Origin of the sequence: Paraburkholderia sp. 22099 (genome assembly GCF_052045835.1) — a bacterium.
Classification (GTDB): Bacteria; Pseudomonadota; Gammaproteobacteria; order Burkholderiales; family Burkholderiaceae; genus Paraburkholderia; species Paraburkholderia terricola.
Genome location: NZ_JBQEPU010000006.1, coordinates 228877 through 254528 on the forward strand (window position 1 = coordinate 228877; position 25652 = coordinate 254528).

The 25652-nt window shown below is 65.5% G+C and carries 27 protein-coding genes and 1 pseudogene; 16 read left to right on the forward strand and 12 right to left on the reverse strand.

The window, feature by feature from the left end; genetic code table 11:
- The first annotated feature begins 150 nt into the window (after positions 1-150).
- From flhF to ACTJLC_RS08600, 3 genes are read left to right on the forward strand one after another with little or no spacing between them, the layout of a single operon-like run.
- Positions 151-2100, forward strand: coding sequence for a flagellar biosynthesis protein FlhF (flhF, locus tag ACTJLC_RS08590; RefSeq protein WP_440843612.1), 1950 nt, complete (start codon positions 151-153; stop codon positions 2098-2100).
- Positions 2093-2962 (forward strand): nucleotide-binding protein, encoded by an 870-nt coding sequence (locus tag ACTJLC_RS08595; protein WP_073427776.1) that lies wholly within the window; start codon positions 2093-2095, stop codon positions 2960-2962. The genes flhF and ACTJLC_RS08595 overlap by 8 nt, the downstream gene beginning before the upstream one ends.
- Before the next feature lie 28 nt (positions 2963-2990).
- On the forward strand, positions 2991-3725 hold the full coding sequence (locus ACTJLC_RS08600) for an RNA polymerase sigma factor FliA (protein ID WP_073427919.1): 735 nt from the start codon (positions 2991-2993) through the stop codon (positions 3723-3725).
- A gap of 12 nt (positions 3726-3737) precedes the next feature.
- On the opposite strand, the gene ACTJLC_RS08605 is transcribed toward ACTJLC_RS08600, so the two are convergent.
- The 5 genes from ACTJLC_RS08605 to flgA all read right to left on the reverse strand — a co-directional run bounded on the left by ACTJLC_RS08605 (position 3738) and on the right by flgA (position 7345).
- Complete coding sequence (locus tag ACTJLC_RS08605) at positions 3738-4148, reverse strand: type II toxin-antitoxin system HicB family antitoxin (RefSeq protein WP_440843615.1); 411 nt, start codon at positions 4146-4148, stop codon at positions 3738-3740.
- Entirely contained in the window at positions 4145-4327 is a 183-nt protein-coding gene (locus tag ACTJLC_RS08610) for a type II toxin-antitoxin system HicA family toxin (RefSeq protein WP_073427774.1), read from the reverse strand. The genes ACTJLC_RS08605 and ACTJLC_RS08610 overlap by 4 nt, the downstream gene beginning before the upstream one ends.
- Positions 4328-4656: 329 nt before the next feature.
- Positions 4657-5103 (reverse strand): flagella synthesis protein FlgN, encoded by a 447-nt coding sequence (locus ACTJLC_RS08615; RefSeq protein ID WP_083085888.1) that lies wholly within the window; start codon positions 5101-5103, stop codon positions 4657-4659.
- A gap of 94 nt (positions 5104-5197) precedes the next feature.
- A complete protein-coding gene (gene flgM, locus ACTJLC_RS08620) occupies positions 5198-5551 on the reverse strand; it encodes a flagellar biosynthesis anti-sigma factor FlgM (RefSeq protein WP_073427772.1) in 354 nt (117 codons plus the stop codon).
- A 162-nt stretch (positions 5552-5713) separates the two neighbouring features.
- Positions 5714-7345 carry a flagellar basal body P-ring formation chaperone FlgA gene (gene flgA / locus ACTJLC_RS08625; protein ID WP_440843618.1) on the reverse strand — a complete coding sequence of 544 codons (1632 nt, stop codon included), beginning with the start codon at positions 7343-7345 and terminating at the stop codon, positions 5714-5716.
- A gap of 217 nt (positions 7346-7562) precedes the next feature.
- Here flgA and flgB point away from each other — a divergent pair, with 217 nt between their 5' ends.
- The 12 genes from flgB (at position 7563) to flgL (ending at position 19865) form a co-directional block, all read left to right on the forward strand.
- The gene (gene flgB / locus ACTJLC_RS08630) at positions 7563-8057 is read left to right on the forward strand and encodes a flagellar basal body rod protein FlgB (protein WP_440843620.1); all 495 of its coding nucleotides are present in this window, start codon (positions 7563-7565) and stop codon (positions 8055-8057) included.
- A 113-nt stretch (positions 8058-8170) separates the two neighbouring features.
- On the forward strand, positions 8171-8596 hold the full coding sequence (flgC, locus tag ACTJLC_RS08635) for a flagellar basal body rod protein FlgC (protein WP_073427769.1): 426 nt from the start codon (positions 8171-8173) through the stop codon (positions 8594-8596).
- 10 nt (positions 8597-8606) lie between these two features.
- Complete coding sequence (locus tag ACTJLC_RS08640; RefSeq protein ID WP_440843622.1) at positions 8607-9329, forward strand: flagellar hook assembly protein FlgD; 723 nt, start codon at positions 8607-8609, stop codon at positions 9327-9329.
- Positions 9330-9372: 43 nt separating this feature from the next.
- Positions 9373-10884, forward strand: coding sequence for a flagellar hook-basal body complex protein (locus ACTJLC_RS08645; RefSeq protein WP_440843624.1), 1512 nt, complete (start codon positions 9373-9375; stop codon positions 10882-10884).
- Between the two features lie 20 nt (positions 10885-10904).
- Positions 10905-11663: a flagellar basal-body rod protein FlgF gene (gene flgF / locus ACTJLC_RS08650; RefSeq protein ID WP_073427766.1), complete on the forward strand. Its 759-nt coding sequence runs from the start codon at positions 10905-10907 to the stop codon at positions 11661-11663.
- 32 nt (positions 11664-11695) lie between these two features.
- The gene (gene flgG / locus ACTJLC_RS08655; RefSeq protein ID WP_073427765.1) at positions 11696-12484 is read left to right on the forward strand and encodes a flagellar basal-body rod protein FlgG; all 789 of its coding nucleotides are present in this window, start codon (positions 11696-11698) and stop codon (positions 12482-12484) included.
- Positions 12485-12526: 42 nt separating this feature from the next.
- On the forward strand, positions 12527-13237 hold the full coding sequence (gene flgH, locus ACTJLC_RS08660; RefSeq protein WP_073427764.1) for a flagellar basal body L-ring protein FlgH: 711 nt from the start codon (positions 12527-12529) through the stop codon (positions 13235-13237).
- 2 nt (positions 13238-13239) lie between these two features.
- Positions 13240-14442 (forward strand): flagellar basal body P-ring protein FlgI, encoded by a 1203-nt coding sequence (locus ACTJLC_RS08665; protein WP_440843627.1) that lies wholly within the window; start codon positions 13240-13242, stop codon positions 14440-14442.
- 12 nt (positions 14443-14454) lie between these two features.
- The gene (flgJ, locus tag ACTJLC_RS08670) at positions 14455-15468 is read left to right on the forward strand and encodes a flagellar assembly peptidoglycan hydrolase FlgJ (protein ID WP_083085880.1); all 1014 of its coding nucleotides are present in this window, start codon (positions 14455-14457) and stop codon (positions 15466-15468) included.
- 247 nt (positions 15469-15715) lie between these two features.
- The gene (locus ACTJLC_RS08675; protein WP_176035754.1) at positions 15716-16489 is read left to right on the forward strand and encodes a flagellar brake protein; all 774 of its coding nucleotides are present in this window, start codon (positions 15716-15718) and stop codon (positions 16487-16489) included.
- A 168-nt stretch (positions 16490-16657) separates the two neighbouring features.
- Entirely contained in the window at positions 16658-18631 is a 1974-nt protein-coding gene (gene flgK / locus ACTJLC_RS08680; RefSeq protein ID WP_440843630.1) for a flagellar hook-associated protein FlgK, read from the forward strand.
- 10 nt (positions 18632-18641) lie between these two features.
- Positions 18642-19865 carry a flagellar hook-associated protein FlgL gene (gene flgL, locus ACTJLC_RS08685; RefSeq protein ID WP_083085878.1) on the forward strand — a complete coding sequence of 408 codons (1224 nt, stop codon included), beginning with the start codon at positions 18642-18644 and terminating at the stop codon, positions 19863-19865.
- 81 nt (positions 19866-19946) lie between these two features.
- On the opposite strand, the gene fliR is transcribed toward flgL, so the two are convergent.
- The 7 genes from fliR to fliL form a co-directional block, all read right to left on the reverse strand.
- Positions 19947-20729, reverse strand: coding sequence for a flagellar biosynthetic protein FliR (fliR, locus tag ACTJLC_RS08690; RefSeq protein WP_073427759.1), 783 nt, complete (start codon positions 20727-20729; stop codon positions 19947-19949).
- Between the two features lie 46 nt (positions 20730-20775).
- Positions 20776-21045, reverse strand: a complete 270-nt coding sequence (gene fliQ, locus ACTJLC_RS08695; RefSeq protein WP_011490196.1) for a flagellar biosynthesis protein FliQ — start codon at positions 21043-21045, stop codon at positions 20776-20778.
- 63 nt (positions 21046-21108) lie between these two features.
- Positions 21109-21819 carry a flagellar type III secretion system pore protein FliP gene (gene fliP, locus ACTJLC_RS08700; protein WP_374709863.1) on the reverse strand — a complete coding sequence of 237 codons (711 nt, stop codon included), beginning with the start codon at positions 21817-21819 and terminating at the stop codon, positions 21109-21111.
- A gap of 137 nt (positions 21820-21956) precedes the next feature.
- Entirely contained in the window at positions 21957-22544 is a 588-nt protein-coding gene (gene fliO / locus ACTJLC_RS08705) for a flagellar biosynthetic protein FliO (protein ID WP_083085875.1), read from the reverse strand.
- Positions 22541-22972, reverse strand: coding sequence for a flagellar motor switch protein FliN (gene fliN, locus ACTJLC_RS08710; RefSeq protein WP_073427756.1), 432 nt, complete (start codon positions 22970-22972; stop codon positions 22541-22543). Before fliN ends, fliO begins: the two co-directional genes overlap by 4 nt.
- A complete protein-coding gene (gene fliM / locus ACTJLC_RS08715) occupies positions 22965-23963 on the reverse strand; it encodes a flagellar motor switch protein FliM (RefSeq protein ID WP_073427755.1) in 999 nt (332 codons plus the stop codon). Before fliM ends, fliN begins: the two co-directional genes overlap by 8 nt.
- A gap of 65 nt (positions 23964-24028) precedes the next feature.
- A complete protein-coding gene (fliL, locus tag ACTJLC_RS08720) occupies positions 24029-24529 on the reverse strand; it encodes a flagellar basal body-associated protein FliL (protein WP_073427754.1) in 501 nt (166 codons plus the stop codon).
- Between the two features lie 314 nt (positions 24530-24843).
- Between fliL and ACTJLC_RS08725 the strand changes: the two are divergent.
- Positions 24844-25532: pseudogene (locus ACTJLC_RS08725) on the forward strand (IS3 family transposase); the annotation flags it as partial.
- Positions 25533-25652 lie beyond the last annotated feature (120 nt).

A 25652-nucleotide genomic window follows, 5' to 3' on the forward strand; every position in this document is an offset into this window, starting at 1 on the left:
TGAAGCGCGCCGCGTGTCCATCGTCCGAATTGCCCGCCTTTAACGGTCTTTATCCATCGATCGTGAGGTGACGGGTTTCGCAATAATGATCTCAATGGGAAGCGGTATATCGCCGGTCCGTTCGTCCGTTTACCTCATCGGGGGTCCAGCTTGAACATTCGTAAATTTGTCGGTGCCAACAGTCGTGATGCTTTGCGTCTGGTGCGCGAAGCCTTGGGCGCGGACGCGGTCGTCCTGTCCAATCGCACGATGGACGACGGCAGCGTCGAGATCGTCGCACTGGCCGACAGCGACCTCGCCGCCATCACGCCGAAAGCGCCGCGCGTAAGCGCAAGCGCGGGCGCGCCGCAAGCCGTGTCGATGAATGCAGCGGCGGGACGGCAGGCATCGGCAAGCGCCCCCGTCGCACCGCGCGCCATGCCGAACGCACAGCCGATGCAGCCGAATCCGTACGCGAGCGGCATGCCCGATGTGTTCTCGTCGGTGTTCGGCGCAAGCCCGGAAGCCGGGGCCGAGAACCTGGGCGGCAATTCGGCCGATAGCGGCTTGCTGAACGCGAACGCGCCGGCCGACGAAGCGCCGCCTGCCGCCGCCAAACCGGCTGCGGCTCCGTTGCTGAAAGCGGCGCTGCCGGGCGCGCCCAAAGCGCCGATCGCCGCCTCGCAGTCGCAACCCATCAGCATCGAACAGCCGAGCGCCCGCGCCGCGGCGACGCGTCTCACCGAAGACATCCGCGCCGACATGTTGAAGGCCGCCGCCGCGTCGGCGTCTGAAGCGCAAGCGCCGCGCACGATGGCCGAATCGAATCCTTGGCTGATCGACCACGCTCGCCGCATCGCCGCCGAGCAGCAGGAACAAGGCGCATACAGCGCGCGCCCCGCGACGATGACGCCGGCCGCCGCGATGGCGAAAGGCTTGGGCGCCGCCGTCGAACCGGTCAAGGCCGCCGCCCGGCCGGCCGCGCCGCAAGCCGCCGACGCGCCCGAATGGGCCCGTGAAGCCGCGCAAGTCGCCGCGCGCCGCGCCGCTCAGAAAATCGCGCCGTCGCAGCCCTCCGGCGACGACGCCCGCGCCCCGGCCGCCGTCGCCGAAGCGACCAAGCTGCGCATGGAGCAGGTCGTCAACGAGACCGTGATGAGCGAACTCTCGTCGATGCGCGACATGATGGAGGAACACTTCGCGGGTCTCTTGTGGGGCGACCGCCAGCGCCGCAACCCGGCGCGCGCCGCGCTCACCAAGCATCTGTTCGCCGCCGGTTTCTCGGCGCAGCTCGTGCAGATGATGGTGGACAACCTGCCGCAAGACGTCGAGGACATGGACGGCGGCATGGAATGGGTGCGCTCGGTGCTCGCCTCGAACCTGCCCGTGATGGAAGACGAAGACACGCTGATGGAGCGCGGCGGCGTGTTCGCGCTGATGGGCCCGACCGGCGTCGGCAAGACGACGACCACCGCCAAGCTCGCCGCGCGCTGCGTGATGCGCTTCGGCGCCAGCAAGGTCGCGCTCCTCACCACCGACAGCTACCGGATCGGCGGCCACGAACAACTGCGCATCTTCGGCAAGATTCTCGGCGTGTCGGTTCACGCGGTGAAAGACGGCGCCGACCTGCAACTCGCGCTCTCCGAACTGCGCAACAAGCACATCGTGCTGATCGACACGATCGGCATGAGCCAGCGCGACCGGCTCGTGTCCGACCAGATCGCGATGCTGTGCCGCGCCGGTCAGCCGGTGCAGCGCCTGCTGCTGCTCAACGCCACGAGCCACGGCGACACGCTCAACGAAGTCGTGCAGGCGTATCAGCGCGCGCCGGATCAACAGCCGCTCGCCGGCTGCATTCTGACCAAGCTCGACGAAGCCACGAATCTCGGCGGCGTGCTCGACACGGTGATCCGCTACAAGCTGCCGGTGCACTACGTGTCGACCGGTCAGAAGGTGCCGGAGAACCTGTACGTCGCCACGAAGAAATTCCTGATCAAGAGCGCGTTCTGCATTCCGCGCGACCACTCTCCGTTCGTGCCGCACGACGACGACATTCCGGCGCTGCTGTCCGCGCTGTCCGCACGCTCGACGGCCGAACTGCACGAGGTCCGCTTTGGATAAGCTCATCCAGGATCAGGCGGAAGGACTGCGGCGCCTGCTGGCGCGCAGCGGCTCGCGCGTGATCGCGGTGGCGGGCGGCTCGGCCGGCGTCGGCTGCACGACGACGGTGGTGAACCTCGCCGCGGCGCTCGCGCAGCAGGGCAAGGACGTGCTCGTGATCGACGAATGCCTCGGCGCGAGGTCGGTGAGCGCGATGCTCGGCGGCGTGCGCGGCGCGGGCAACCTGGCCGCCGTGATGCGCGGCGAGATGACGCTCGACGACGCCGCCGCGCGGCACGCGCTCGGCTTCTCGCTGCTGGCCGCCTCGCGTCTGAATCGCGAAGCCCACGCGAGCGCGCGGTTCGACGTGGTGTTGCACGGTTCCGCCGACATCGTGTTGATCGACGCGCAGCTCGACGAGCATGGCCAGTTGTCCCCGCTCGCGATGCAGGCGCACGACGTGATGATCGTCACGCGAGTCGCCGCGCAGGCGATCACCGATTCCTACGCGTGCATGAAGCGCCTGCACTACGCGCACGCCACCGCGCAGTTTCGCGTGCTGGTGAACCACGTGCAAAGCGTGGACGACGCCCGCACCGCTTTTGCAAACCTGGCCGGCGTGGCCGGACGCTACCTGACGGTGGCGCTGGAAGACGCCGGTTGCATTGCCGCCGATGCGCGGATGGCCCGAGCCCTGGCGTTGTCGCGTTGTGTCGTCGATGCATTCCCATCGACACCGGCTGCGCGCGACTTCCGGCACCTCGCCGCCGAATTGCAGTACTGGCCGATGCGGCCAGCGATGTCGTCGCAGACGCCCTGGAGGGCGCCTGCGGCAGTTACAGCGGCGCAACACGCCGACCAACCGTCTGCGCAGCACGCCTGAGAGGCGGCACATGGACAAGGGGAGCACGATGTATAACGCTCAGGGAAAGATTTCCCAAGCCGAGGTACTGACGAAGTACGCACCGCTGGTGCGGCGCCTGGGCTTGCAGCTCGTTGCCAAAATGCCGGCGAGCGTCGATCTCGACGATCTGATTCAAGCCGGCATGATTGGTCTGCTGGACGCGGCGAGCCGCTACAAGGAAGACCAGGGCGCGCAGTTCGAGACCTACGCGAGCCAGCGGATTCGCGGCGCGATGCTCGACGAATTGCGCAGCAACGACTGGTTGCCGCGCAGCTTGCGGCGCACTTCGCGCGAAGTGGAAACCGCGGTGCACAAGGTCGAACAGAATCTGGGCCGCTCGGCGAGCGAAACCGAGATTGCCGAACACCTGCAAATGCCGCTCGACGAATATCAGTCGATGCTTCAGGACTTGCACGGCAGCCAGTTGATCTATTACGAAGACTTCGACCGTTCCGCCGACGATGAGCCGTTTCTCGACCGCTATTGCGTCGATCATTCGGATCCGCTCTCGGCGCTGCTGGATGACAGCCTGCGCTCGGCGCTGGTGGAGGCGATCGACCGCCTGCCGGAACGCGAGAAGCTGCTGATGTCGCTCTATTACGAACGCGGCATGAACCTGCGCGAAATCGGCGCGGTGATGGAAGTTAGCGAATCGCGGGTGTGCCAGTTGCACAGCCAGGCTGTGGCGCGCTTGCGCACGCGCCTGCGGGAAATGGCCTGGGCGAACGCCGAGGCATCCTGAGCGCCGGTTTTCTCACGCGTTAGCCATCTCATGTTCGGCGGCCAGCGCGAGAAATGCGGAGCGCGACATGCCGCGCGCCCGCGCATAGATGTCGATGTCGTGGACCAGCGCCTCGGGCAGCGAGATATTGATGCGCACCGCCTTCTTCAACGCGGGAATGTTCCGGGTGGTCACGAAACCCCACGTGAAACCCGCGTAGTCGGGATTACGCCGATGCGTTTCGAGCGCGAGCCGTTCGGGGATCGGCAAGCCTTCGTCGAGCAGCGTGTCCAGATGCGCCTCGATCGCTTCCTTCGCGTTCGCGTAGGCCTCTTCCAGCGTATCGCCCGCTGAATGACAACCCGGAATGTCGGGAACCACCACGCCGAACGCGTGGTGCGCGTCGCCCGATTCGATCGCGATCGGGAAAATCAGGTTTTTCATTTCAGACCCGCCTGTTTCAAGATGCTGTTCAATGTGCCGGGCGGAAGATCCCGCCTTGGATGCGGGATGGTCACGAGACCGGCTTTTACCGCGTGCCGGAAATGATGGTGACTGCCCGATATGCGGACCAGCCGCCACCCATCCATGTGAAGCAGTTTGACGACCTCGGCACTGTTCATATCGCACTCCCTGAATCATACACACCATTACACAACCTCGCTAGTGGTTAACGCTCCGCGTGGCTCGTCTCAAGTGGCGTAAAAACGCTCCGGGTGACGGCGGAGAACCTCAGTAGGGGACGTGGTGATTTTGATGGCGGCAGATGCGTTCGCGCCACCTGGCCGGATGGCTAACGTCAGCGCGAAAACGCGCGACGCCCATGGCGGGCATGGCGGAAAAGCAAAAGGGCTCGCCGAAAGACGAGCCCTTTTGCGTTCATTCAATGCGGTGGTTCTATCGAAGCGCAATGCAACCGCGCGTCAGCCGCGCGCGGGTCCCGCGAATCGCGTCACACGGCGGCGCGTGCGGGAATCCGGCCGTCCGGTCCGTAAAAACCGGCCTTCTGCGGCATGGCCACCTGGAGCGCCGTGAGCGCGCGCTGGTTGTAGTCCATGCGCACGCGGATCAGTTCGCCGTTGCTCGCATTCGAGCGCCGCGCGCGGTCGGCGGCCTTTTGCAGCAGCGACCATTGGCCGGCGATCCGCGCGTCGGTGCTGGCCGCGAGTTCCATGCCGGACCAGCCGGCGGGAAAGCCCATCTCGGCGAGCAGCGCGTCGCGCGTGGTTTCGAGCTTGGCGAGCACGCCGATCAGCTCGGTTTTCTTCTCGACGATGGGCGGCAGCAATTCCAGCGGCGACAAGGCCGTCAGCGCCCTGGTTTCGAGCGTCAGGATCGAGGCGAACGCCTCGACGGCCGAATATTCTTCGGTGAGGGTGGCAAGCAGGGCGTCTTTCATGTCAACAACTCGCTGAACACGAGGGCTCGCGCGGATGCCGCGAGCCGGGTTGGTCGAATGCCGCCCGGCACGTCACCGTACTTCGATGCGTCGATTAGTTGCCGGTCGACGAGGTTTTGTTTTGCAGCAGTTCGCGCGCGGTGTTCAGCACGCCGTCGGCGATCTTGCCGGAATCGATCTGCAGCGAGCCGTCCTTGATGGCCTGCTTGATCGACTCGACGTGCGCCGTGTCGATGTCGGCCGAACCGGTCGCCGCGAGGCTGCGCAGATGCTGCGACAGACCCGACAGGCTGACGCTGGCGTCGCCGGAACCGCTGGTGGAGGTCTGCGGGGCGGAGCCCGCACTCTGCGCGCTGCTGTTCGCGGCCGTCGCGTCGCTTGCTTGCGAACGGGAGAGGGCGTCTTTCAACGTCGGCAGACTGGACTTGGTTGTGGAATCGACTTTCACGATTGGCTTCCTGAACGATTTGATCCTGATAACGGCAATCGCAGATCAAAACTTTAGCGCAATCGCTCGATCTTTTTCCTTGTCTTTCAAGGGGATCCGGCCCCGGCGTGGACCTGCCGCCTGTCGTGGACCCCGCCGCGTTCGAGCGGATGCGGCGCCGGTTCATAGCTGAATCTCAACGGTCGCGCCGTCTTTCACGACGCCGGAAATCACCTGGCCGTTGGCCGTCTTTACCCGCACCTGCTGACCCGGCGACGCGTTGTTCATCGCGCTGCCTTCGGCCGAAATCGCGAAACCCTCGCCGGCCGCGACGACCCGCACCGTCTGTCCGATCGACACCGCCGACGCGCTCTTCAGCATGTCGCGGCGCAGCGGCATGCCGGCCGCGACGCGCGTGAGCGTGACCGAGCCGACCGCCTGCGACGGGTCCGTCACGATCGCTTGCGGCAAGCCGGTCAAATCGCCGTCGCGCGCGACGAGGTCGGCGGCGTTGAGCACTTCGCCCGGCGCCATCGCGCGGGCGGCCAGATAGTAGGTGGCGCGCAGCGAGATGCGCGCCTGCAGGTAGATGGTCCAGGGCTTCTCGCCGGCGCAGCGCACGCCGACGGTCATGCGGCCCCACAGGCGCGCGCCGCTCGGCATGAACGGCTCGATCATCGAGCAGGCGGCGAGGCCGCGCGGAAACGCCGGTGCGACGGTGATCTCGACCTTGCCGGGCAAGCCGGCGGATTGCTGCTGCAAGAACGCGAGCGCGGCGTTGCGGATCGCCTCCGGGTCCTGCTGGCCGGGCAGCGGCGCGGCTTGCATGGGCTGTGCGGCTTGTGCGGCTTGCATGGGCTGGGCGGCGCGCGGATTCTGCGCTGCGGCGGACGCGGTCGCCTGGCGCCTGGCCGGCGTGCGCGCGAGCGTGGCGGGCATCGGCGCTTGAATCGACGCCGGTGCCGGCACGGCAGCCGTCCTGGTCACGATCGGCTTGCCGTTCGCGCCGAACTGCGGCGGCTCGCCGCGCGAGGCCAAGGTGTCGAGGGCGGCGGACGCGGACGCGCCAGCCGGTACATCGAGCGATGCCTTGCCCGGCGCATTGGCCGCCACCGGCTGCACGCCAGCGGCTTGCCGTGCGCTGTTTGCCTGCGGCGCCGGGGTGACGACCACCGGCACGAGCTGGCGCGAACCCGGCGCGACGTTGACCTTGGCGAGGCCAGCCGCCGGATCGGCGACCGCAGCGGGAATCGTCACGACGCCATTCGCGTCGGGCCTGAAACTGGTGCGGACCATTTGCGGCGCAGCGGGCGCTTCTCCCGCGCCCGCATTGCCGCCCCCAGCGGGAATCGTCACGACGCCATTCGCGTCGGGCTTGAAACCGGTGCGGATCATCTGCGGCGCGGCCGGCGCTTCGCCCGCGCCCGGAATGACGATCGAGCCACTCGCGTTGGCGGCGCGCGTGAATTGATCGGCGTCGCGCGCGGCCGGGCCTGCCTTGAGCGATTGCGCGGTGGCCGCGGCGAGCGTCGCGGCGGTGCCCGCGCGTTTCGCGGGCGTCGTCTGCATGTGTTCGGCGAGTTCCGCGAGCGCGGCCGGATTCTTTTCGCCGGGGCCGGGAATCACGATCGGGCCGCCGGCTTCCTCAGCCTGCGCGGCATGCGCCATCAATAGCGCGCCGGCCGGCACGCACAGCGCCGAACTCACGATGAGCCGCGTCGCGAGGCGCGCGCCGAGGCGAACCGCGCCCCGGCCCACGCGATGCGCCGCCGCACGGCTCGCGCGGCGCGTCGGATCGAAAGTGGGTTGGGGCATTGCGTTTCTCCATCGAATGCATCGGTACGCCTTGCATTCTAGTGAGCGCCCCCTTTGCGCAAACGTTGAATAGAAGCCCCCTTTCCCGGTTATTCGTCCGATTGCCGCTTGCGTTCGGCCCATAAGATGCACCTCATGCAAAAAGGTCTTCCCGCCTGATGCAGTCCTCACGCGAGGCATGCACGGGAAGCCTCGGGAACGTACTCCGGAGATGCTTATGCTGGACAAACTCGATGCCGAATTCGCCTTTGGCCGTGAAGCGCTCGATGTGCGCGCTTACCGGCAGGAGCTGCTGTCGTCGAACATCGCCAACGCCGATACCCCCGGCTACAAGGCGCGCGACGTCGACTTCGCCGCGTCGCTCGCCGGCGCGCTGAAGAAAACCGGCGGCGGCGCCGGCGTGGCCGCGTCGAACCATTCGACGCTCACGATGGCGCAGCCTGCGGGCGTGACGGGCGGCATGTCGATGGCGGCGACCACGCCGGGCCACATGTCCGGCAAGACGACGCTCGCGCCGAGCGGCGGCACGCCCGACGACTACAGCAAGCTGCAATACCGCATTCCGACGCAGCCCGCGCTCGACGGCAACACGGTCGACATCGACACCGAGCGGGTGCAGTTCGCGGACAACACGCTGCATTTCGAATCGGGCATGACGGTGTTGTCGAGCCAGATCAAGACGATGCTGGCCGCGATCCAGTCGGGTTCGTGATCCGCATCGGCAGATTCGACGCGCGGATGTAACGCGGCGGCGAGACGACTCGTGCCGCCGCGGCAACCGGGCAAAAAACAATCGCTACGGGATTTAAGGAGAGGTCAGCAACCATGCCATCCCTGATGAATATTTTCGGCGTTGCCGGCTCCGCGATGTCCGCGCAGTCGCAACGGCTCAACGTGACGGCGTCCAACCTCGCCAACGCGGACAGCACGACGGGCCCGGACGGCCAGCCGTACAAGGCCAAGCAGGTCGTGTTCGCGGTGAGCCCGATCGGCGGCGCGCGCTCGGGCTCGGGCCAGCAGGTCGGCGGCGTGCAGGTCACCGGCGTGGTCGACGATCCGACGCCGATGAAGACCGCCTACGACCCCGGCAACCCGGCGGCCAACGCGGACGGTTACGTCACCTTGCCCAACGTCGACCCGGTGCAGGAAATGGTCAACATGATCTCGGCGTCGCGCTCGTACCAGGCCAACGTCGAGACCCTGAACACCGCCAAGACATTGATGCTGAAAACGCTCACGATCGGAACCTGAGGAGAGCTCCTTGACCACCAATACCTCCATCGGCAGCAACGGCACGAACGTGTCGCAGACGCTGCTCGATACGATGAACGGCACGGGCAGTGCCAGCAGTTCGACGAGTTCGACGACGGGCACCTCGGGCACCTCGGCGAGCGATTTGCAGAACACCTTTCTGCAACTGCTCGTCACGCAGTTGAAGAACCAGGACCCGACGAGTCCGATGGACAGCTCGCAGATGACCTCGCAACTCGCGCAGATCAATACGGTCTCGGGCATCGGCCAGTTGAACACGACGCTCAGTTCGCTGGCGACGCAGCTCTCCGCGGGCCAGCAGTCGCAGGCCGCGCTGCTGATCGGCTCGACCGTGCTCGCGCCGGGCAACTCGGTGAGCGTCGCGAGCGGCAAGGCCAGCGCGTTCGGCGTGCAGCTCGCCAACCCGGTGAGCGATCTGCAAGTGGTGGTAAAGAACTCCGCCGGCCAGATCGTCAACACGCTCGACCTCGGCAAGCAGTCGGCCGGCACGATTCCGGTGGGCTGGACGCCGACCGACTCCGCCGGCAACACGCTCCCCGACGGCACCTACACGATCAGCGCGGTCGGCACGATCAACGGCCAGCAGGCGACGGCCACCACGCTCTCGGGCGCGACCGTGCAAAGCGTCGTCACGCAGAGCAGCGGCACGCCGGGCCTCGTGCTGTCGAACGGCACGACGGTGGGGCTGACCAGCGTCGCCGCGATCCTCTGATTCAAGTTCAGTTAGTTACGACTTTCCAGATACGGAGACCGTCATGGGTTACCAACAAGGTTTGAGTGGTTTGTCCGCCTCGTCGAGCGATCTCGACGTGATCGGCAACAACATCGCCAACGCGAATACGGTTGGCTTCAAGAGCGGCACCGCCCAGTTCGCGGACATGTACGCCAATTCGGTGGCGACCGCGGTCGGCAACCAAATCGGCATCGGCACCAAGCTGTCGGAAGTGCAGCAACAGTTCTCGCAAGGCACGATCACGAGCACCAACCAGGCGCTCAACGTCGCGATCAACGGCAACGGCTTCTTCCAGTTGTCGAACAACGGCTCGCTCGTGTACTCGCGCAACGGTGTGTTCCAGCTCGACAAGAACGGCTTCATCACCAATGCGCAAGGCTTGCAGTTGATGGGTTACGCCGCCAACAGCGCGGGCATCATCAACACCGCGCAGACCGTGCCGCTCAGCGTGCCGACCGCGAACATCGCACCGAAAGCGACCACCAACATCGCCGCCGGCCTGAACCTGAACGCGCAGGACCCGCTGATGCTCGGCACGCCGACCGTGACGGCCGGCGGCGCCAACACCGGCACGCTCACCACGCCTGGCGCGACCATCACGAACACCGCGTCGGGCACGAACAACGACACCTACACCGTCAACTTCACGAGCCCGACCACCTACACGGTCACCGACACCACGCTCGGCACGACGAGCGCCGCCGCCACGTACACGGCCGGCAGCGCGATCTCGCTGGGCAACGGCCAGACCATCACGTTCAACGGCGTGCCGGCGGCGAGCGACAGCTACACGATCGCGCCGACCCCGGTGGCGTTCAACCAGAACAGTTCGTCGACGTATAACTACTCGACCAGCACGACGGTCTACGACACGCTCGGCGGCTCGCAGACCGTCAACATGTATTTCGCCAAGACCTCGGCGGGCACGTGGAACGTGTACGCGGGCACCTCGACCGGCGCCGCCAGCCTGGTCGGCCACGCGAACTTCAATTCGTCGGGCACGCTGCTCGGCACGACCGACGCGTCCGGCACCGCCACCACCACGCCCTACGTGTTCGACTTCTCGATTCCGAACACCGACGGTTCGGCGACGCCGCAAAGCCTCACGCTGAACATCTCCGGCACGACGCAGTACGGCGGCAAGAACGGCGTGAACTCGCTGCGGCCCGACGGCTACGCGGCCGGCACGCTGACCAGCTTCACGATCGCCGCCGACGGCACGCTGACCGGCAACTACTCGAACCAGGAAACCGCCGCGCTCGGGCAGATCGCGCTCGCGAACTTCTCGAACCAGAACGGCCTCGTGAACCTCGGCAACAACGAGTTCCAGCAGACCTCCGCGTCGGGCGTCGCGCAGATTTCCGCGCCGGGCTCGACCAACCACGGCGTGCTGCAAGGCGGCGCGGTGGAAAACTCGAACGTCGATCTGACCAGCGAGCTGGTGGATCTGATCACCGCGCAACGCAACTATCAGGCGAACGCGCAGACGATCAAGACCCAGCAGACCGTCGACCAGACCCTGATCAACCTGTAAGCGACCGGGACCCACTCATCATGGATCGGCTGATCTACACCGCGATGTCCGGCAGCACGCAAGCGCTCGAACAGCAGGCCATCGTCGCGAACAACCTGGCGAACGCCTCGACCACCGGCTTTCGCGCGCAGCTTGCGACTTTCCGTGCCGTGCCGATGTCGTTCGGCGACGGCAGTTCGATCAACGACGACACCACGCGCACCTTCGTGCTGTCGTCGACACCGGGCGCGGACTACACGCCGGGGCCGATCCAGCAGACGGGCAATCCGCTCGACGTGGCGATCCAGGGTCCGGGCTGGCTGGCGGTGCAAACCGCCGACGGCGGCGAGGCTTATACGCGCGCCGGCAACCTGCACGTCGACGAAAACGGTCAACTGGTGAACGCCATCAATCAGGTGGTGCTCGGCAACGGCGGCCCGATCTCGGTGCCGCCCGGCGCGGAAATCACCATCGGCAAGGACGGCTCCGTCACCGCGCTCACGCCCGGCGATCCGCCCACCGCCGTGGTGGTGGTCGATCAGTTGAAGCTGGTGAATCCTGACCCGCAGACGCTCTCGCGCGGCGACGACGGCCTCTTTCGCACCGCCGACGGCAACCCCGCCGACGCCGATCCGGCCGTCGCGCTGGCGCCCGCGTCGCTCGAGGGCAGCAACGTGAATCCGGTCAGCGCGATGGTCGCGATGATCACCAACGCGCGCCAGTTCCAGATGCAGACCAAGCTGCTGGAAAGCGCCGACAAGAACGACCAGTCCGCCAACCAGTTGCTCAGCTTTAGCTAACGGGCTGCTCAGGCAGCCCCCGGAGAAGAATCATGAATCGCTCACTCTATATCGCCGCCACCGGCATGAATGCGCAGCAGGCGCAGATGGACGTGATCTCGAACAACCTCGCGAACGTCAGCACCAACGGCTTCAAGGGCTCGCGCGCGGTGTTCGAGGATCTGCTGTACCAGACCGTGCGCCAGCCCGGCGCGAACTCGACGCAGCAAACCGAACTGCCGTCCGGCATTCAGCTCGGCACCGGCGTGCAACAGGTCGCCACCGAGCGTCTGTACACCCAGGGCAACCTGCAACAGACCGGCAACTCGAAAGACGTGGCCATCAACGGCCAGGGCTTTTTCCAGGTGCAGATGCCCGACGGCACGACCGCCTACACCCGCGACGGCTCGTTCCAGACCAACGCGCAGGGCCAGCTCGTCACGTCGAGCGGCTACCAGGTGATTCCGGCCATCACGATCCCGACCAACGCGACCTCGGTCACGATCGGCAGCGACGGCGTGGTGTCGATCACCGTGGCCGGCTCGACCAACAGCCAGCAGCTCGGCTCCATGCAGCTCGCGACCTTCATCAACCCGGCCGGTCTGGATGCGAAGGGCGAAAACCTGTTCGCGGAAACCGCCTCGTCGGGCGCGCCGAACATCGCGCAACCGGGCCTGAACGGCGCGGGCACGCTGAATCAGGGCTACGTGGAAGCCTCGAACGTGAACGTGGTGCAGGAACTGGTGAACATGATCCAGACGCAGCGCGCCTACGAAATCAACAGCAAGGCCGTGACCACGTCCGACCAGATGCTGCAGACGCTCAGCCAGATGCAGGTTTGAGGAACTGGGAATTAACAGCAGCAAGCACAGGCGGTAATCAGCATGTCGCACTTCACTCCGCATTTCACGCGTAACCCGGTTCACTCGCGCACCGCGCTCGCGCTCGCGCAGCTCACGCTGCTCGCCGCGCTGGGCGGCTGCGGCCTCGTGCCGAAGCAGCCCATCACGCAGCAGCCGATGACGGCGCTGCCGCCGATGCCGCCCGCGATGCAATCGCCGGGCTCGATCTACAACCCCGGTTACGCGGGCCGGCCGCTGTTCGAAGACCAGCGGCCGCGCAATGTCGGTGACATCCTGACCATCGTGATCCAGGAAAACGTCAACGCGACGAAGTCCTCGGGCACCGGCGCGAACCGCAGCGGCGACACCAACTTCGACGTGCCGACCGCCGGTTTTCTCGGCGGCCTGTTCGGCAAGGTCAACCTGAGCGCGACCGGCGGCAACACCTTCAAGGCGACCGGCGGCGCGAACGCGTCGAACACGTTCAACGGCACGATCACCGTGACGGTGACGGGCGTGCTGCCGAACGGCAATCTGATGGTGAGCGGCGAGAAGCAGATGCTCATCAACCAGGGCAACGAATTCGTGCGCTTTTCCGGCATCGTCAATCCGAACACGATTTCGAACCTGAACGCCGTGTACTCGACCCAGGTGGCCGACGCGAAGATCGAATATTCCGCGAAGGGCTATCTCGACGAGGCGCAGAACATGGGCTGGCTGCAACGCTTTTTCCTCAACGTGTCGCCGTGGTGATCATGCGTACCGTCTTTTCCGTCTCCCGCCTCGCGCGATCCATGCGCCTCGACCGCCTCGGCCGCGTCGGCCGTGCGCTGGCCTTCGTCGCGCTCGCCTGCGCGGCGCTGCCGGCGGCGACGCCCGCGCATGCCGAACGTCTAAAGGACCTCGTGCAGATCCAGGGCGTGCGCGACAACCCGCTGATCGGCTACGGCCTCGTCGTCGGCCTCGACGGCACGGGCGACCAGACCACGCAGACGCCGTTCACCACGCAGACGCTCGCCAACATGCTGGCGAACCTCGGCATCTCGATCAACAACCAGGCGGCGGGCTCGAGCAATTCGCAATCGTCGCTGTCGAACATCCAGTTGAAGAACGTCGCCGCGGTGATGGTGACGGCGGTGCTGCCGCCGTTCGCGCGTCCCGGTGAAGCGATCGACGTGACGGTGTCCTCGCTCGGCAACGCCAAGAGCCTGCGCGGCGGCACGCTGCTGCTCACGCCGCTCAAGGGCGCCGACGGCCAGGTGTATGCGCTCGGCCAGGGCAACCTCGCGGTCGGCGGCGCGGGCGCGAGCGCGAACGGCAGCAAGGTGCAGGTGAACACGCTGGCCGCGGGCCGCATCGCCGGCGGCGCGATCGTCGAGCGCGCGGTGCCGACGTCGGTATCGCAAGCGGGCACCATGCAGCTCGAACTGAACGACATGGACTACGACACGACCCAGCGCGTGGTGGCGGCGGTCAACAACGCATTCGGCGGCGGCACGGCGTCCGCGCTCGACGGCCGCACGATCCAGTTGCGCGCGCCGAGCGATCCCGAACAGCAGGTCGCCTTCATGGCGCAATTGCAGAACCTCGACGTGAAGCCCGCGCAAGCCGCCGCGAAGGTGATCCTGAACGCGCGCACCGGCTCGATCGTGATGAACCAGATGGTCACGCTGCAAAGCTGCGCGGTCGCGCACGGCAACCTCTCGGTGGTGATCAACACCCAGCCGGTGGTGAGCCAGCCGGGCGCGTTCTCGAACGGCCAGACGGTGGTGGCGAAACAGTCGCAGATTCAGATGAAGCAGGACAACGGCGCATTGAAGCTGGTGACCGCCGGCGCGAATCTCGCCGAAGTGGTGAAGGCGCTCAACGCGTTGGGCGCGACGCCCGCGGATCTGATGTCGATCCTGCAGGCCATGAAAGCGGCGGGCGCTCTGCGCGCCGACCTGGAAATCATCTAAGGAAGACACAGGATGAATTCGGATACGACCCACTCCGCCGCTTCGGCGAACGATCTGACGCAGCGCTTCGCGCTCGACGTGCAAGGCTTCGCGAAGCTGAGCGCGCAGGCCAAGGCGTCGCCGCAAGCCGGCATGAAGATGGCCGCGCAGCAGTTCGACGCGGTGTTCACGCAGATGATGCTCAAAAGCATGCGCGACGCGACGCCCAACGACGGCCCGTTCGATTCGCACGACAGTGCCACCTTCACGTCGATGATGGACCAGCAGTTGTCGCAGCATCTTTCGCAGAAGGGTATCGGCGTCGCCGACGCGATGCTCAAGCAGTTGATGCGCAATCAGGGCATGCAGGTGAGCGGCGCGAATGCCGCGAATGGTGCGGGCGGCGCGGGCGGTCTTGCCGGCATGGCGAACGCGCTCGGCGGCGGCAGCGGCGGCGACGAAGGGCAGACCGCGGCGCTCAATGCGCTCGCCAAGGCTTACGGCAACGCGCAGGCCAACGGCCAGCTCGCGACGGGCAAGGGCTACTCGGCCAACAACGCGCTCACGCCACCGCTCAAGGGCGACGGCAGCTCGCCGAAGGTCGACGCCTTCGTCGATAAACTCGCCGGACCGGCGCAAGCCGCGAGCGCCGCCACGGGCATTCCGGCGCGCTTCATCATCGGCCAGGCCGCGCTCGAATCGGGCTGGGGCAAGAGCGAGATCAAGAAGGCGGACGGTTCGACCAGCCACAACGTGTTCGGCATCAAGGCGTCGAAAGACTGGGCCGGCAAGACCGTCTCCACCCTGACCACCGAGTACGTGAACGGCAAGCCGCAACGCGTGGTCGAGAAATTCCGCGCGTACGATTCGTATCAGGAAGCGATGACCGACTACGCGAATCTGCTCAAGAGCAATCCGCGTTACGCGCAGGTGATCAACTCGTCGCATGACGTCAGCGGCTTCGCGCACGGCATGCAGCGCGCGGGTTACGCAACCGATCCGCATTACGCGAAAAAGCTGATGTCCATCATGCAGAAGATGGCCTGAAGCGCCGCTGATGCGATGGCCCGGTCCGGCCGCGTGACGGCTGGCGCGGTTTTAACGTTTGCGGCAAATAATTCATGACACGCCCCTAAATTTTGGGCGCATGCTGCCGCTAATCAGTTAGACCCGAGACCGGAATACGCTTTAAAGTCCGGTTGAACGCGCGTGCCGCGGCTTCGACGAAGACCGCGCGAAAGCCCCGGCAGGAGCCCTGGCACGCGCCCGCAAGAACATGCACACCGGCAAGCCCATGGATACTAACCAGTCGAACGGCCATACCGACGCACCCGGCCAGCCGCACGCCCCGCTAGACGACAGTGCGAATGATTTCGGCCGCCGCAACCCGCTCGAAATCGGCGTTCAGTTGCGCAACCTCGTCAATCGCGGCGACTTCCTCACCGTTCAATACGCCGGCGGCCAGCTCGTCACGCGCCTGCTCGATGTGGACGTGCGCGGGCGCACCTTCACTTTCGACTGGGGCGCATTGCCGGAGCAGAACAGGGGCTTGCTCGCCGCGCCGCACTGCCAGTTCCACGCCGCGCCCGACGGCGTGCGGATGGAATTCGTCACCGCCGCGCCGCGCGAGACCCGTTTCGAGGGCCTGCCTGCATTCGAGGCCGACTTTCCCGAGGTGCTGTTCTATGTGCAGCGCCGCGAGTATTTCCGCGTCGACGCGCCGATTCTCGACCCCTACACCTGCAGCGGCCGCTTGCCCGAGGGCGACACGTTCCGCTTCGAAGTACACGATCTGTCGCTCGGCGGCGTCGGCATGCGCACCGCGGACGAACGCGTGGCCGAACTGCCGATGGGCACGCACCTCGAGGATTGCGAGCTGTCGTTCGGCGCGCTCGGCCGGCTTCTGCTCGATCTGCAACTGGTGTCGCACCGCTCCATCGCGCTGCCGAACGGCACCCAGCGCTATCAACTCGGCTTCCGTTTCCTGACGCTGCCGGGCAGCGCCGAAAACACGCTGCAACGGCTCATCACCCAACTCGAAATGAAGCGCCGCTCGCTGGTGCGGTGAACGGGCGCGAGCGTCGCGGCACCTGTCTCGCGAAGCACGCCTCGCAAACGTTGCAACAAACGTCGAACCCGCATCGCAACGGCCTCAATTTTTCCTTACCGGGGCCGTTAAACAGTAAGTTCAAGTAACGCGGCGGCATGTGTACGCTGTCGCCCTTCAGGATGACGCATGTCCAATCTCATCAATCTCGGCCTCAGCGGACTGAACGCAGCCCAATGGGGACTTACGACGACCGGCCAGAACATCAGCAACGCGTCGACGCCGGGCTATAGCATCGAAACGCCGGTCTACGCGGAAAGCGGCGGCCAGTACACGGGTTCCGGCTATCTGCCGCAGGGCGTCTCGACCGTCACCGTGACGCGCCAGTACAGCCAGTATCTGACCACCGAGCTGAACAACGCGCAGAGTTCGAGCAGTTCGCTGTCGACCTACAACACGCTGATCTCGCAGCTGAACAATCTGATCGGCAGCCCGACGTCCGGGATTGCGAGCGCGATCACCGGCTATTTCACCGGCTTGCAGAACGTCTCGAACAACGCGTCGAGTCTCGCTACCCGACAGACGGCGATGAGCGGCGCGCAGACGCTTGCGAACCAGATCAACGCCGCCGGCGAGCAGTACGACGCGCTGCGCCAGAGCGTCAACACGCAACTGTCCAACACCGTTTCGCAGATCAACAGCTACTCGGAGCAGATCGCTCAACTGAATGGGCAGATCCAGGCGGCCAGCACGCAAGGACAGCCGCCGAACCAGCTACTCGATCAGCGCGACCTCGCCGTGTCGAATCTGTCGCAACTGATCGGCGTGAACGTCGTCAACAGCAACGGCAGCTATAGCGTGTTCATGAGCAACGGCCAGCCGCTCGTGTCGTCCGGCAACAGCTACAACCTGGGCACGGCGCAGTCGACCGGCGACAGCAGCGAATTGTCCGTGCAGTACCTCGGCCAGGCGGGCGCCAATCCGGCCGCCGTGCCGCAAAATTTGCCCGACAGCAAGATCGAAGGCGGCACGCTCGGCGGTCTGGTCGCGTTTCGCAGCCAGACGCTCGATCCGGGCGCGGCGCAACTCGGCGCGATCGCGGTGAGCTTCGCCTCGCAGGTCAACGCCCAGAACGCGCTCGGCATCACGCTCGCCGGCGCCAAGGGCGGCGCGCTGTTTTCGGTGGGCGGCCCGACCGTCTACGCGAACACGCAGAACACCGGCAACGCGTCGCTGAACGTGTCGTTCGCGGACCCCACGCAGCCGACCACCGGCGACTACACGCTGGCCTTCAACGGCACCACCTACACGCTGACCGACAATTCGAGCGGCACGGTGGTGGGCTCGGCGACCAACCTGAGCCAGCCGATCAACGGTCTGAATTTCTCGACCACCGGCACGATGAATCCCGGCGACTCGTTCACGGTCGAGCCGACGCGCGGCGCGCTGAACAGCTTCGCCACCGCGACCACCGACGCCGCCGCGATCGCCGCCGCCGCGCCGGTGCTGGGCGCGGCCGCGTCGACCAACACGGGCACCGGCACGATCACGCAAGGCACGGTGACAGCCGGCTACACCATGCCGAATTCGACCACCACGCTGTCGTACGACGGCACGGGCCTGTCCGGCTTCCCGGCGGGTTCGACGGTGACGGTGGCGGGCTCGCCCGCGACCACCTATCCGATCACCAGCGCGACGACCGTGGTGCCGTATTCGTCCGCCACCGGCGCGACGCTGACGATCAACAACACGACCGCCGGCCAGATGAACAACGTCTCGGTGACGATCAGCGGCGCGCCCGCTGCCGGCGACAAGTTCACCATCGGCCCGAACACCGGCGCGACCAACGACGGGCGCAACGCGCTCGCGCTGTCGAACCTGTCCACCGCGAAGGCGTTGGCGGGCGGCACGGTCACGCTGACGGGCGCGTATGCGAACTACGTGAACCAGATCGGCAACCAGACCAACCAGCTCCAGACCTCGAGCACGGCGCAGGCTTCGCTGGTGACGCAGATCACCACCGCGCAGCAGTCCGTCTCGGGCGTGAACATCAACGAGGAAGCAGCCAACCTGCTTCAGTATCAGCAGCTCTATCAGGCCAACAGCAAGGTCATTCAGACCGCGCAGACCCTGTTCCAGACGTTGCTCGGCATCTTCCAGTGAGGCGTTGAACATGCGCATCTCCAGCACGCAGTACTTCAGCATGAACGTCGCGACGATGAGCGACCAGCAAGCTCAGTTGTCGCAGTTGTACGCGCAGATTTCGAGCGGCGTGAGCCTCTCGACGCCGTCCGACAATCCGCTCGGCGCGGCCCAGGCCGTGCAGTTGAGTTCGACGGCCACCACGCTCGCGCAGTTCACGACCAACCAGACCGCGGCGCTGGCGTCGCTGCAGCAGGAAGACACCACGCTCGGCGACGTCAACACCGTGCTGCAAACCGTTCACACGCTGGTGCTGCGCGCCGGCGACGGGTCGCTGAACGACGGCGACCGCGGCGCGATCGCGACGCAATTGCAGAGCTTGCGCAGCCAGTTGATGACGCTCGCCAATTCGACCGACCCGCAGGGCAACTACCTGTTCGCCGGCTATCAAAGCAGCGCGCAGCCGTACACCACGAATGCGGCCGGCGTGGTGACGTATTCGGGCGACACCGGCACGCCGGTCGTGCAGGTCACCGACTCGCACCTCGTTCAGACCGGCGACAACGGGCTCTCGATCTTCGGCAGCGTCGCGCCGATCGGCACCAGCGCGGTGCCGGCCGCGACCACCGGCAATACCGGCACCGGCGTGATCAGCAGCGTGAGCCTGACCAATCCGACGAATCCGGCCAACGCCGACAAGTATCAGATCAACTTTTCGTCGGCGACCACCTATACGATCAGCGCGACCGATCCGGCCACCGGCGCGGTCACGACCGGCACGCCGCAGACGTACACGGCCGGCTCGGCGATCGCGCTCGGCGGCCAGTCGGTGACGCTCACCGGCGCGCCGAACGCGGGCGATAGCTTTAGCGTGACGCCCGCCACGCAAGGCAGCATGGACGTGTTCGCCAATCTGAGCCAGTTGATCGCCACGCTGCAAACGCCGGTGTCGGGCGGCGCCTCGACGGCGAGCTTCCAGAGCGCGCTGACCACCAGCATGACCCAGCTCGAGAACACGATGAACAACGTCGTGACCGCGCAGGCCGCGGTGGGCGGTCGCGAGCAGGAGGTGAAGGCATTGCAGAGCGTCACGCAGACCAACACGCTGCAAACCACGAGCAACCTTTCCGACCTGACGCAAACCGACCTGGTCAAGACGGTCGGCAAGTACACGCTGACGCAGAACGCGTTGCAAGCGGCGCAGCAGGCTTTCGTGAAGATCCAGAACATGTCGTTGTTCCAGTACCTGAGCTGAACACGCGGGAACGAAGAAGGGCGGAGCCGGTGCAAGCCGGGTCCGCCCTTTTTCCTTTTGCGGTGGCTGCGGAAAGCCTCGCTACCTGAAGCCCGCCGCCACGCGGCCCATCTGATCGATGCCGACATCGAAAAGGCGCGTGAAGAACGGAATCATGTTCGGGATCATCAATTGCAACAGCAGCATGCCGATCAGCATGGTCAGCGGAAAGCCGATCTGGAACACGCCGATTTGCGGCGCGGCGCGGTTCAGAATGCCGAGCGAAAGATTGGTGATGAGAAGCGCGGCGACCACCGGCAGCGACAGCAGCAGGCCCGCCGAAAACACCGTGCCGCCGAAATTCGCCAGCGTGCGCCAGCCGGATGCGCCGAGGATGTTGGCCGCTACCGGCACTGACTGGAACGTGGCGAGCAGCGCGCCGATCATTTGCAGATGACCGTCGATCACCAGAAACACCAGCATCGCGATGGTGTTCATGTAGCTCGACAGCACCTGGCTCGAACTGCTCGCCTGCGCGTCGAAGAAGGTCGCAAAGCCGAGGCCCATGCCGAGGCCGACGAAATCGCCGGTCGCGCTGATCGCCTGAAAGACGATCTGCATCGTCACGCCGAGCGCGATGCCGATCAGGAACTGGTTGACGATGATCCACACGCCTTCCGCGGAAAACACCGTGACCTGCGGCAGCGCGCCGAGCGTGGGCGCCACGATGATCGTGACGAAGGCCGCGAGACCGATCTTCACGCGCATCGGCAGCGAGCGGTTGCCGAACACCGGCGCGGTCGCGACCAGCGCGAGAATCCGCACGAACGGCCACAGGAACGCGGTGAGCCAGGCGTTCAGTTGCGCGTAGGTGACGGAAAACATGGCGGCGGCGAGGGCGGGCGGAGCAGGTTAAGGACCGGCGCGGCGCTCAGTTGACGAGCGTCGGGATGTTGGTGAGCGTCTGGCGCAGATAGTCGAGCATGGTCGTCAACATCCACGGCCCGGCGATCACCATCGTGACGGCGATCGCCAGCAGCTTCGGAATGAACGACAGCGTGCTTTCGTTGATCTGCGTGGCGGCCTGGAACAGGCTCACCACCAGACCGACCACCAGCGCGACCAGCAAAAGCGGCGCGGCGAGCAGCAGGCCGACATACATGGCCTGGTGCGCGAGCGTCATGACGGATTCCTGATTCATGGCGATTCGACCTGAAGCGTTGAAAGGTGAGGAGGCGCGTTCGGGTAACGTGGCGCGCGGCGCTTAAACGAAGCTCTGAGCGAGCGAGCCGAGCAGCAACTGCCAGCCGTCGACCAGCACGAACAGCATCAGCTTGAACGGCAGCGAAATCGTGGCGGGCGACACCATCATCATGCCCATCGACATCAGCACGCTCGCCACCACCATGTCGATGATGAGAAACGGAATGAAGATCGTAAAGCCGATCTGGAAGCCGGTTTTCAGCTCGCTCGTCACGAACGAGGGCACCAGCAGCGACAGCGGCACGTCTTCGGGGCCTTGCATCGGCGCGGCATGCGAGATGCGGGCGAACAGCGCGAGATCGCTTTCGCGGGTCTGACGCAGCATGAAGGTCTTGAACGGCGCGAGGCCGCGGTTGACCGCCTGCTCCATCGGCATCGAGCCTTCGGAGAACGGCTTGTAGCCGTCGGTATAGGCCTTGTCGAGCACCGGCGACATGACGAACAGCGTGAGGAACATCGCGAGGCCGACCAGCACCTGGTTCGGCGGCGTGGTGCTCGTGCCGAGCGCCTGGCGCAGCAGCGACAACACGATGATGATGCGCGTGAAGCTCGTCATCATCAACACCATGGCCGGCAGGAACGACAGCATCGTGAGCAGCAGCATCGTCTGCACGCTCAGCGAGTAGGTCGTGCCGCCGTTCGGGCCGGGGCTCGTGTTGAAGGCCGGCAAGCCGGCGGTTTGCGCGAACGACAGCGCCGGCAGCGCGAGCATCAGCGCCGGCAGCGCCACGGGCGCGACACGGCGCAATACCGCAAGCACGGTGGAGGCGGCGCGGGAGAGACCGATGGATCGCACCGGGCGTGACACCGAGGTTGACGCTTCACGCGCTGATTGAAGACTGAACTGCATTACCGAACTCCGCCGCCTTGCCCGTTGAAACGTTTGCCGACTTCGCCTTTCAAGGCGTCGCGAAAGCGTTGACCGAAGGTGCCCGGCAACGCCGCGCCCGCTCCGGCGACGCCGGGTCCACCCGACTCGCCGGTTGGCGTGCCGCCGGCCGCATCGGCCGTGGCCGAGCCCGCCGGCATCGTATGCAAAAGACGCACGTTGCCCGGCGCCGTGCCGAGCACCAGCCACGTATCGCCGATCTCGACCACCGCGACGCGTTCCTTGCCGCCGAGCGAGGCGCCGCCGATCGTCTTCACGAGGCCGCCGCGGTTCGCCGGCTGCAAGCCGAAGCGGCGCGCGAGCCACGCGCAGCCGAACACCAGACCGATCACGACCAGCAGGCCGACGATCGTTTGCAACACCGCGCCGACGCCGAGCGCCGGCACAGCCGTGCCCGCGCCGACGCCCGAGGCCATTTTCGCGGCGTTGTTGACCGCGTTCATGTCGGCCGCTTGCGCGGCGAGCGGCGCCGTTGCCAGTGCGAACGTGAGCGCCGAGGCGGCTGCCACGTTCGCCGCGAACACGGCGCGACGGACCACGCGTTTCATCGATTCAGCTTCCGGATGCGTTCGGACGGCGTGATGATGTCGGTCAGACGAATACCGAACTTGTCGTTCACCACCACCACTTCACCCTGTGCGATCAGGCAGCCGTTGACGAGCACGTCCATCGGCTCGCCCGCCATGCCGTCCAGTTCCACCACCGAACCTTGTGCGAGTTGCAGCAGGTTGCGGATCGCGATCTTGGTGCGGCCGAGCTCGACGGTCATCTGAACGGGAATGTCCAGGATCATGTCGATGTCGTTGCGCGTCGAGGTCGGCTCGACTTTCGACAGCGGCTGGAACACGCCGGCCGTGGTCGCGTCGACTTCCGTGTTGTCGTTCTGCTCGGCCAGCGCGCTGGCCCAGTCCGCCATCGCCGTTTCGTCCTCGGCGCTGACCGCTTCGGTCTCGGGCTTTGCGTTCAGGTCACTCATATCCACCTTCCTTCATCGTGTCGGCTGCGCTGATCATCTTCTGGACCCGCAGCGCGTACTGACCATTGAAAATTCCGTAGCCGCATTCCATGACCGGCACCCCATCGACCTTGGCCGTGATGTGTTCGGGAATGTTGATCGGCAGAACATCGCCCTTGCGCATGTTCAGGATCTGTTCGAACGTGACCGGCATCTGCGCGAGATCCGCGGTCAGTTCCACTTCCGCCGCCTGCACCTGCTGCGACAGCACGCGGACCCAGCGGCGGTCGACTTCGAGCGCCTCGCCCTGGATCGGCGACGAGAGAATGTCGCGGATCGGTTCGATCATCGAATACGGCATGCAGATGTGCAGCGTGCCGCCGGTCGAGCCGAACTCGATCGTGAACTGCGTGACGATGACGATTTCGTTCGGCGTCGCGACGTTGGCGAACTGGGTGTGCATCTCCGAGCGCATGTATTCGAACTGCAGCGGACGCACGCTTTTCCACGACGCCGCGTAATGCTCGAACGTCAGGTTGAGCAGCTTCATGATGATGCGCTGCTCGGTCTGCGTGAAATCGCGGCCTTCGACGCGGGTATGAAAGCGCCCGTCGCCGCCGAACAGGTTGTCGACCACGAAGAACACCAGATCCGGGTCGAACACGAACAGCGACGTGCCGCGCAACGGCTTGATGTGGACCAGGTTCAGGTTGGTCGGGATCGGCAGGTTGCGGGTGAACTCGCTGTACTTCTGCACCTTCACCGGGCCGACGGAGATTTCCGCCGAGCGCCGCATGAAGTTGAAGATGCCGACGCGCAACAGACGCGCGAAGCGGTCGTTGATGATTTCCAGGCCGGGCATCCGGCCGCGGACGATGCGTTCCTGCGTCGCGATGTTGTACGGGCGGACGCCCGGACGATCGCTTTGCTCGGCTTCCGAATCGGACTCGCCGGTTACGCCCTTGAGGAGGGCATCGACCTCCTCCTGGGACATGAACTCTTCGTGGCCCATTGCTTATTCCTCGTGCGTCCCGTGGCGGTTGATGATGGCGGCGCTAGACAACGTCACTGGGGACGTCACTGCACGACGAATTCGGTGAACAGCACATCCTGGACGTGCATCGGCGCGGCGCCTTTATCGGTCGGCTGTTCGACCAGCGTCTTCAGTTCGGCGGCGAGCGCGTGCTTGCCTTCGAGCGGCGCGAGTTCGTCGGGGTGCTTGTTCGACAGCGCGAGCAGGAGACGGCTGCGCACTTCCGGCATGTGTTCGGTGAGTTCCTGCTGGGTCTTCGCGTCGGTGAGCTTGAGCGTCAGGCCGATGCGCAGGAAGTGCTGCTGGCCGTCGTCCGATTGCAGATTGACGGTCATCGATTCAAGCGGGAAGAAGATCGGCGCCGGAGCCGGGGCGGGCGCGGCTTGAGCCGGGTTGCCGGCCGGGGCGCGTTTGGACATGAAGAACCACACCCCCGCGCCGGCTGCGCCCGCGGCGATGATCGCGATGAGGACGATCAGGATGATGCGCTTCAACGGGCCCGGCGATGCGGGCGCGGCTTGCTGGTTTGCGGTCGTGGATGCCATGAGGTTTGCGGTTGCTTGCGGTTAGTGCTGGTGATGGTGATTGTTGTTGATTTGCCTGCGGCGCGATGGGTCGAAAAGAAGGGTTAATGCGGGCTATCTCTTGTTTTTGGCTTTCGGCGCCTGGCGGCGCGGGTTTTTGTTTGGGGGTTTGGTTTGGTTCGGTTGGTTCGTTTGGTTTGGTTTGGTCCTGGATTTGTTGGCCTTTCCTTGCTGGCTTAGTGGTCTATTAGCGTTGCCCCTGTGCGGGGCGGCACTGTAGTGGTCCAATGACTCTGGACACCTCTAAAGGGGATAATCTCCAACCGAGGTGAGAAATGAGCAGACGGAACATAACCGACGAATTCAGGGCCGAGGCGGTGCAGCTGGTTGTCGCGCAGGGCTATTCGTTTGCCAAGGCCTGCGAGGCGCTGGGCATTGGCGATACCGCGTTGCGGCGGTGGGTGGCGCAATGGCGGGCCGAGCAGGCTGAGCCTCCGCGCACCGAGGTGCAGCTCAAGGCCGACCAGCGACGTATCCGGGAGCTGGAGGCACGCGTGACCGAGCTCGAAAGGGAGCGCGAGATACTAAAAAAGTCCACGGCCTTCTTCGTCAAGGAACTGGATCGCTCCTCGAGGTGATCCGTTCGCTGAAGAAGGCCTGGCCAGTCAGCGTGATGTGCCGGTTGCTGAAGGTGCCGCGAAGCAGCTACTACACCTTTGCCGCGCGGCGGCCCGCCAGGGCTGCGGCTTCGCCGGCCCTGCTCAGGGCCGTGCGTGAAATTCACAACGAAAGCCGCGGCAGCTATGGCAGCCGCAGGATGGCTCAGGCGTTACAGCACCAGGGCCATGCGATCGGACGCTACCGCGCGCGGTCGTTGATGCGTGAGGCGCAACTGGCCGTGACGCGACGACGAACGCACCGTTACCGCAGGGCTGACGGTGAAGCGCTGGTGGCGCCCAACCTGCTTGAGCGCCGGTTCCAGCCGCCGGCGATCAATCAGGTGTGGGCGGGCGACATTACGTACGGTACGCCCAGCCAGCGTAGCCCGCCCGTTTGGGGGTGAAGCTGCTTGAGCATGTTTGGAATGCAGGACTCCGGAGGAGTTGAAGGTGAAGTTGCAGTACCGGGGTATGCCCTTCCTCTG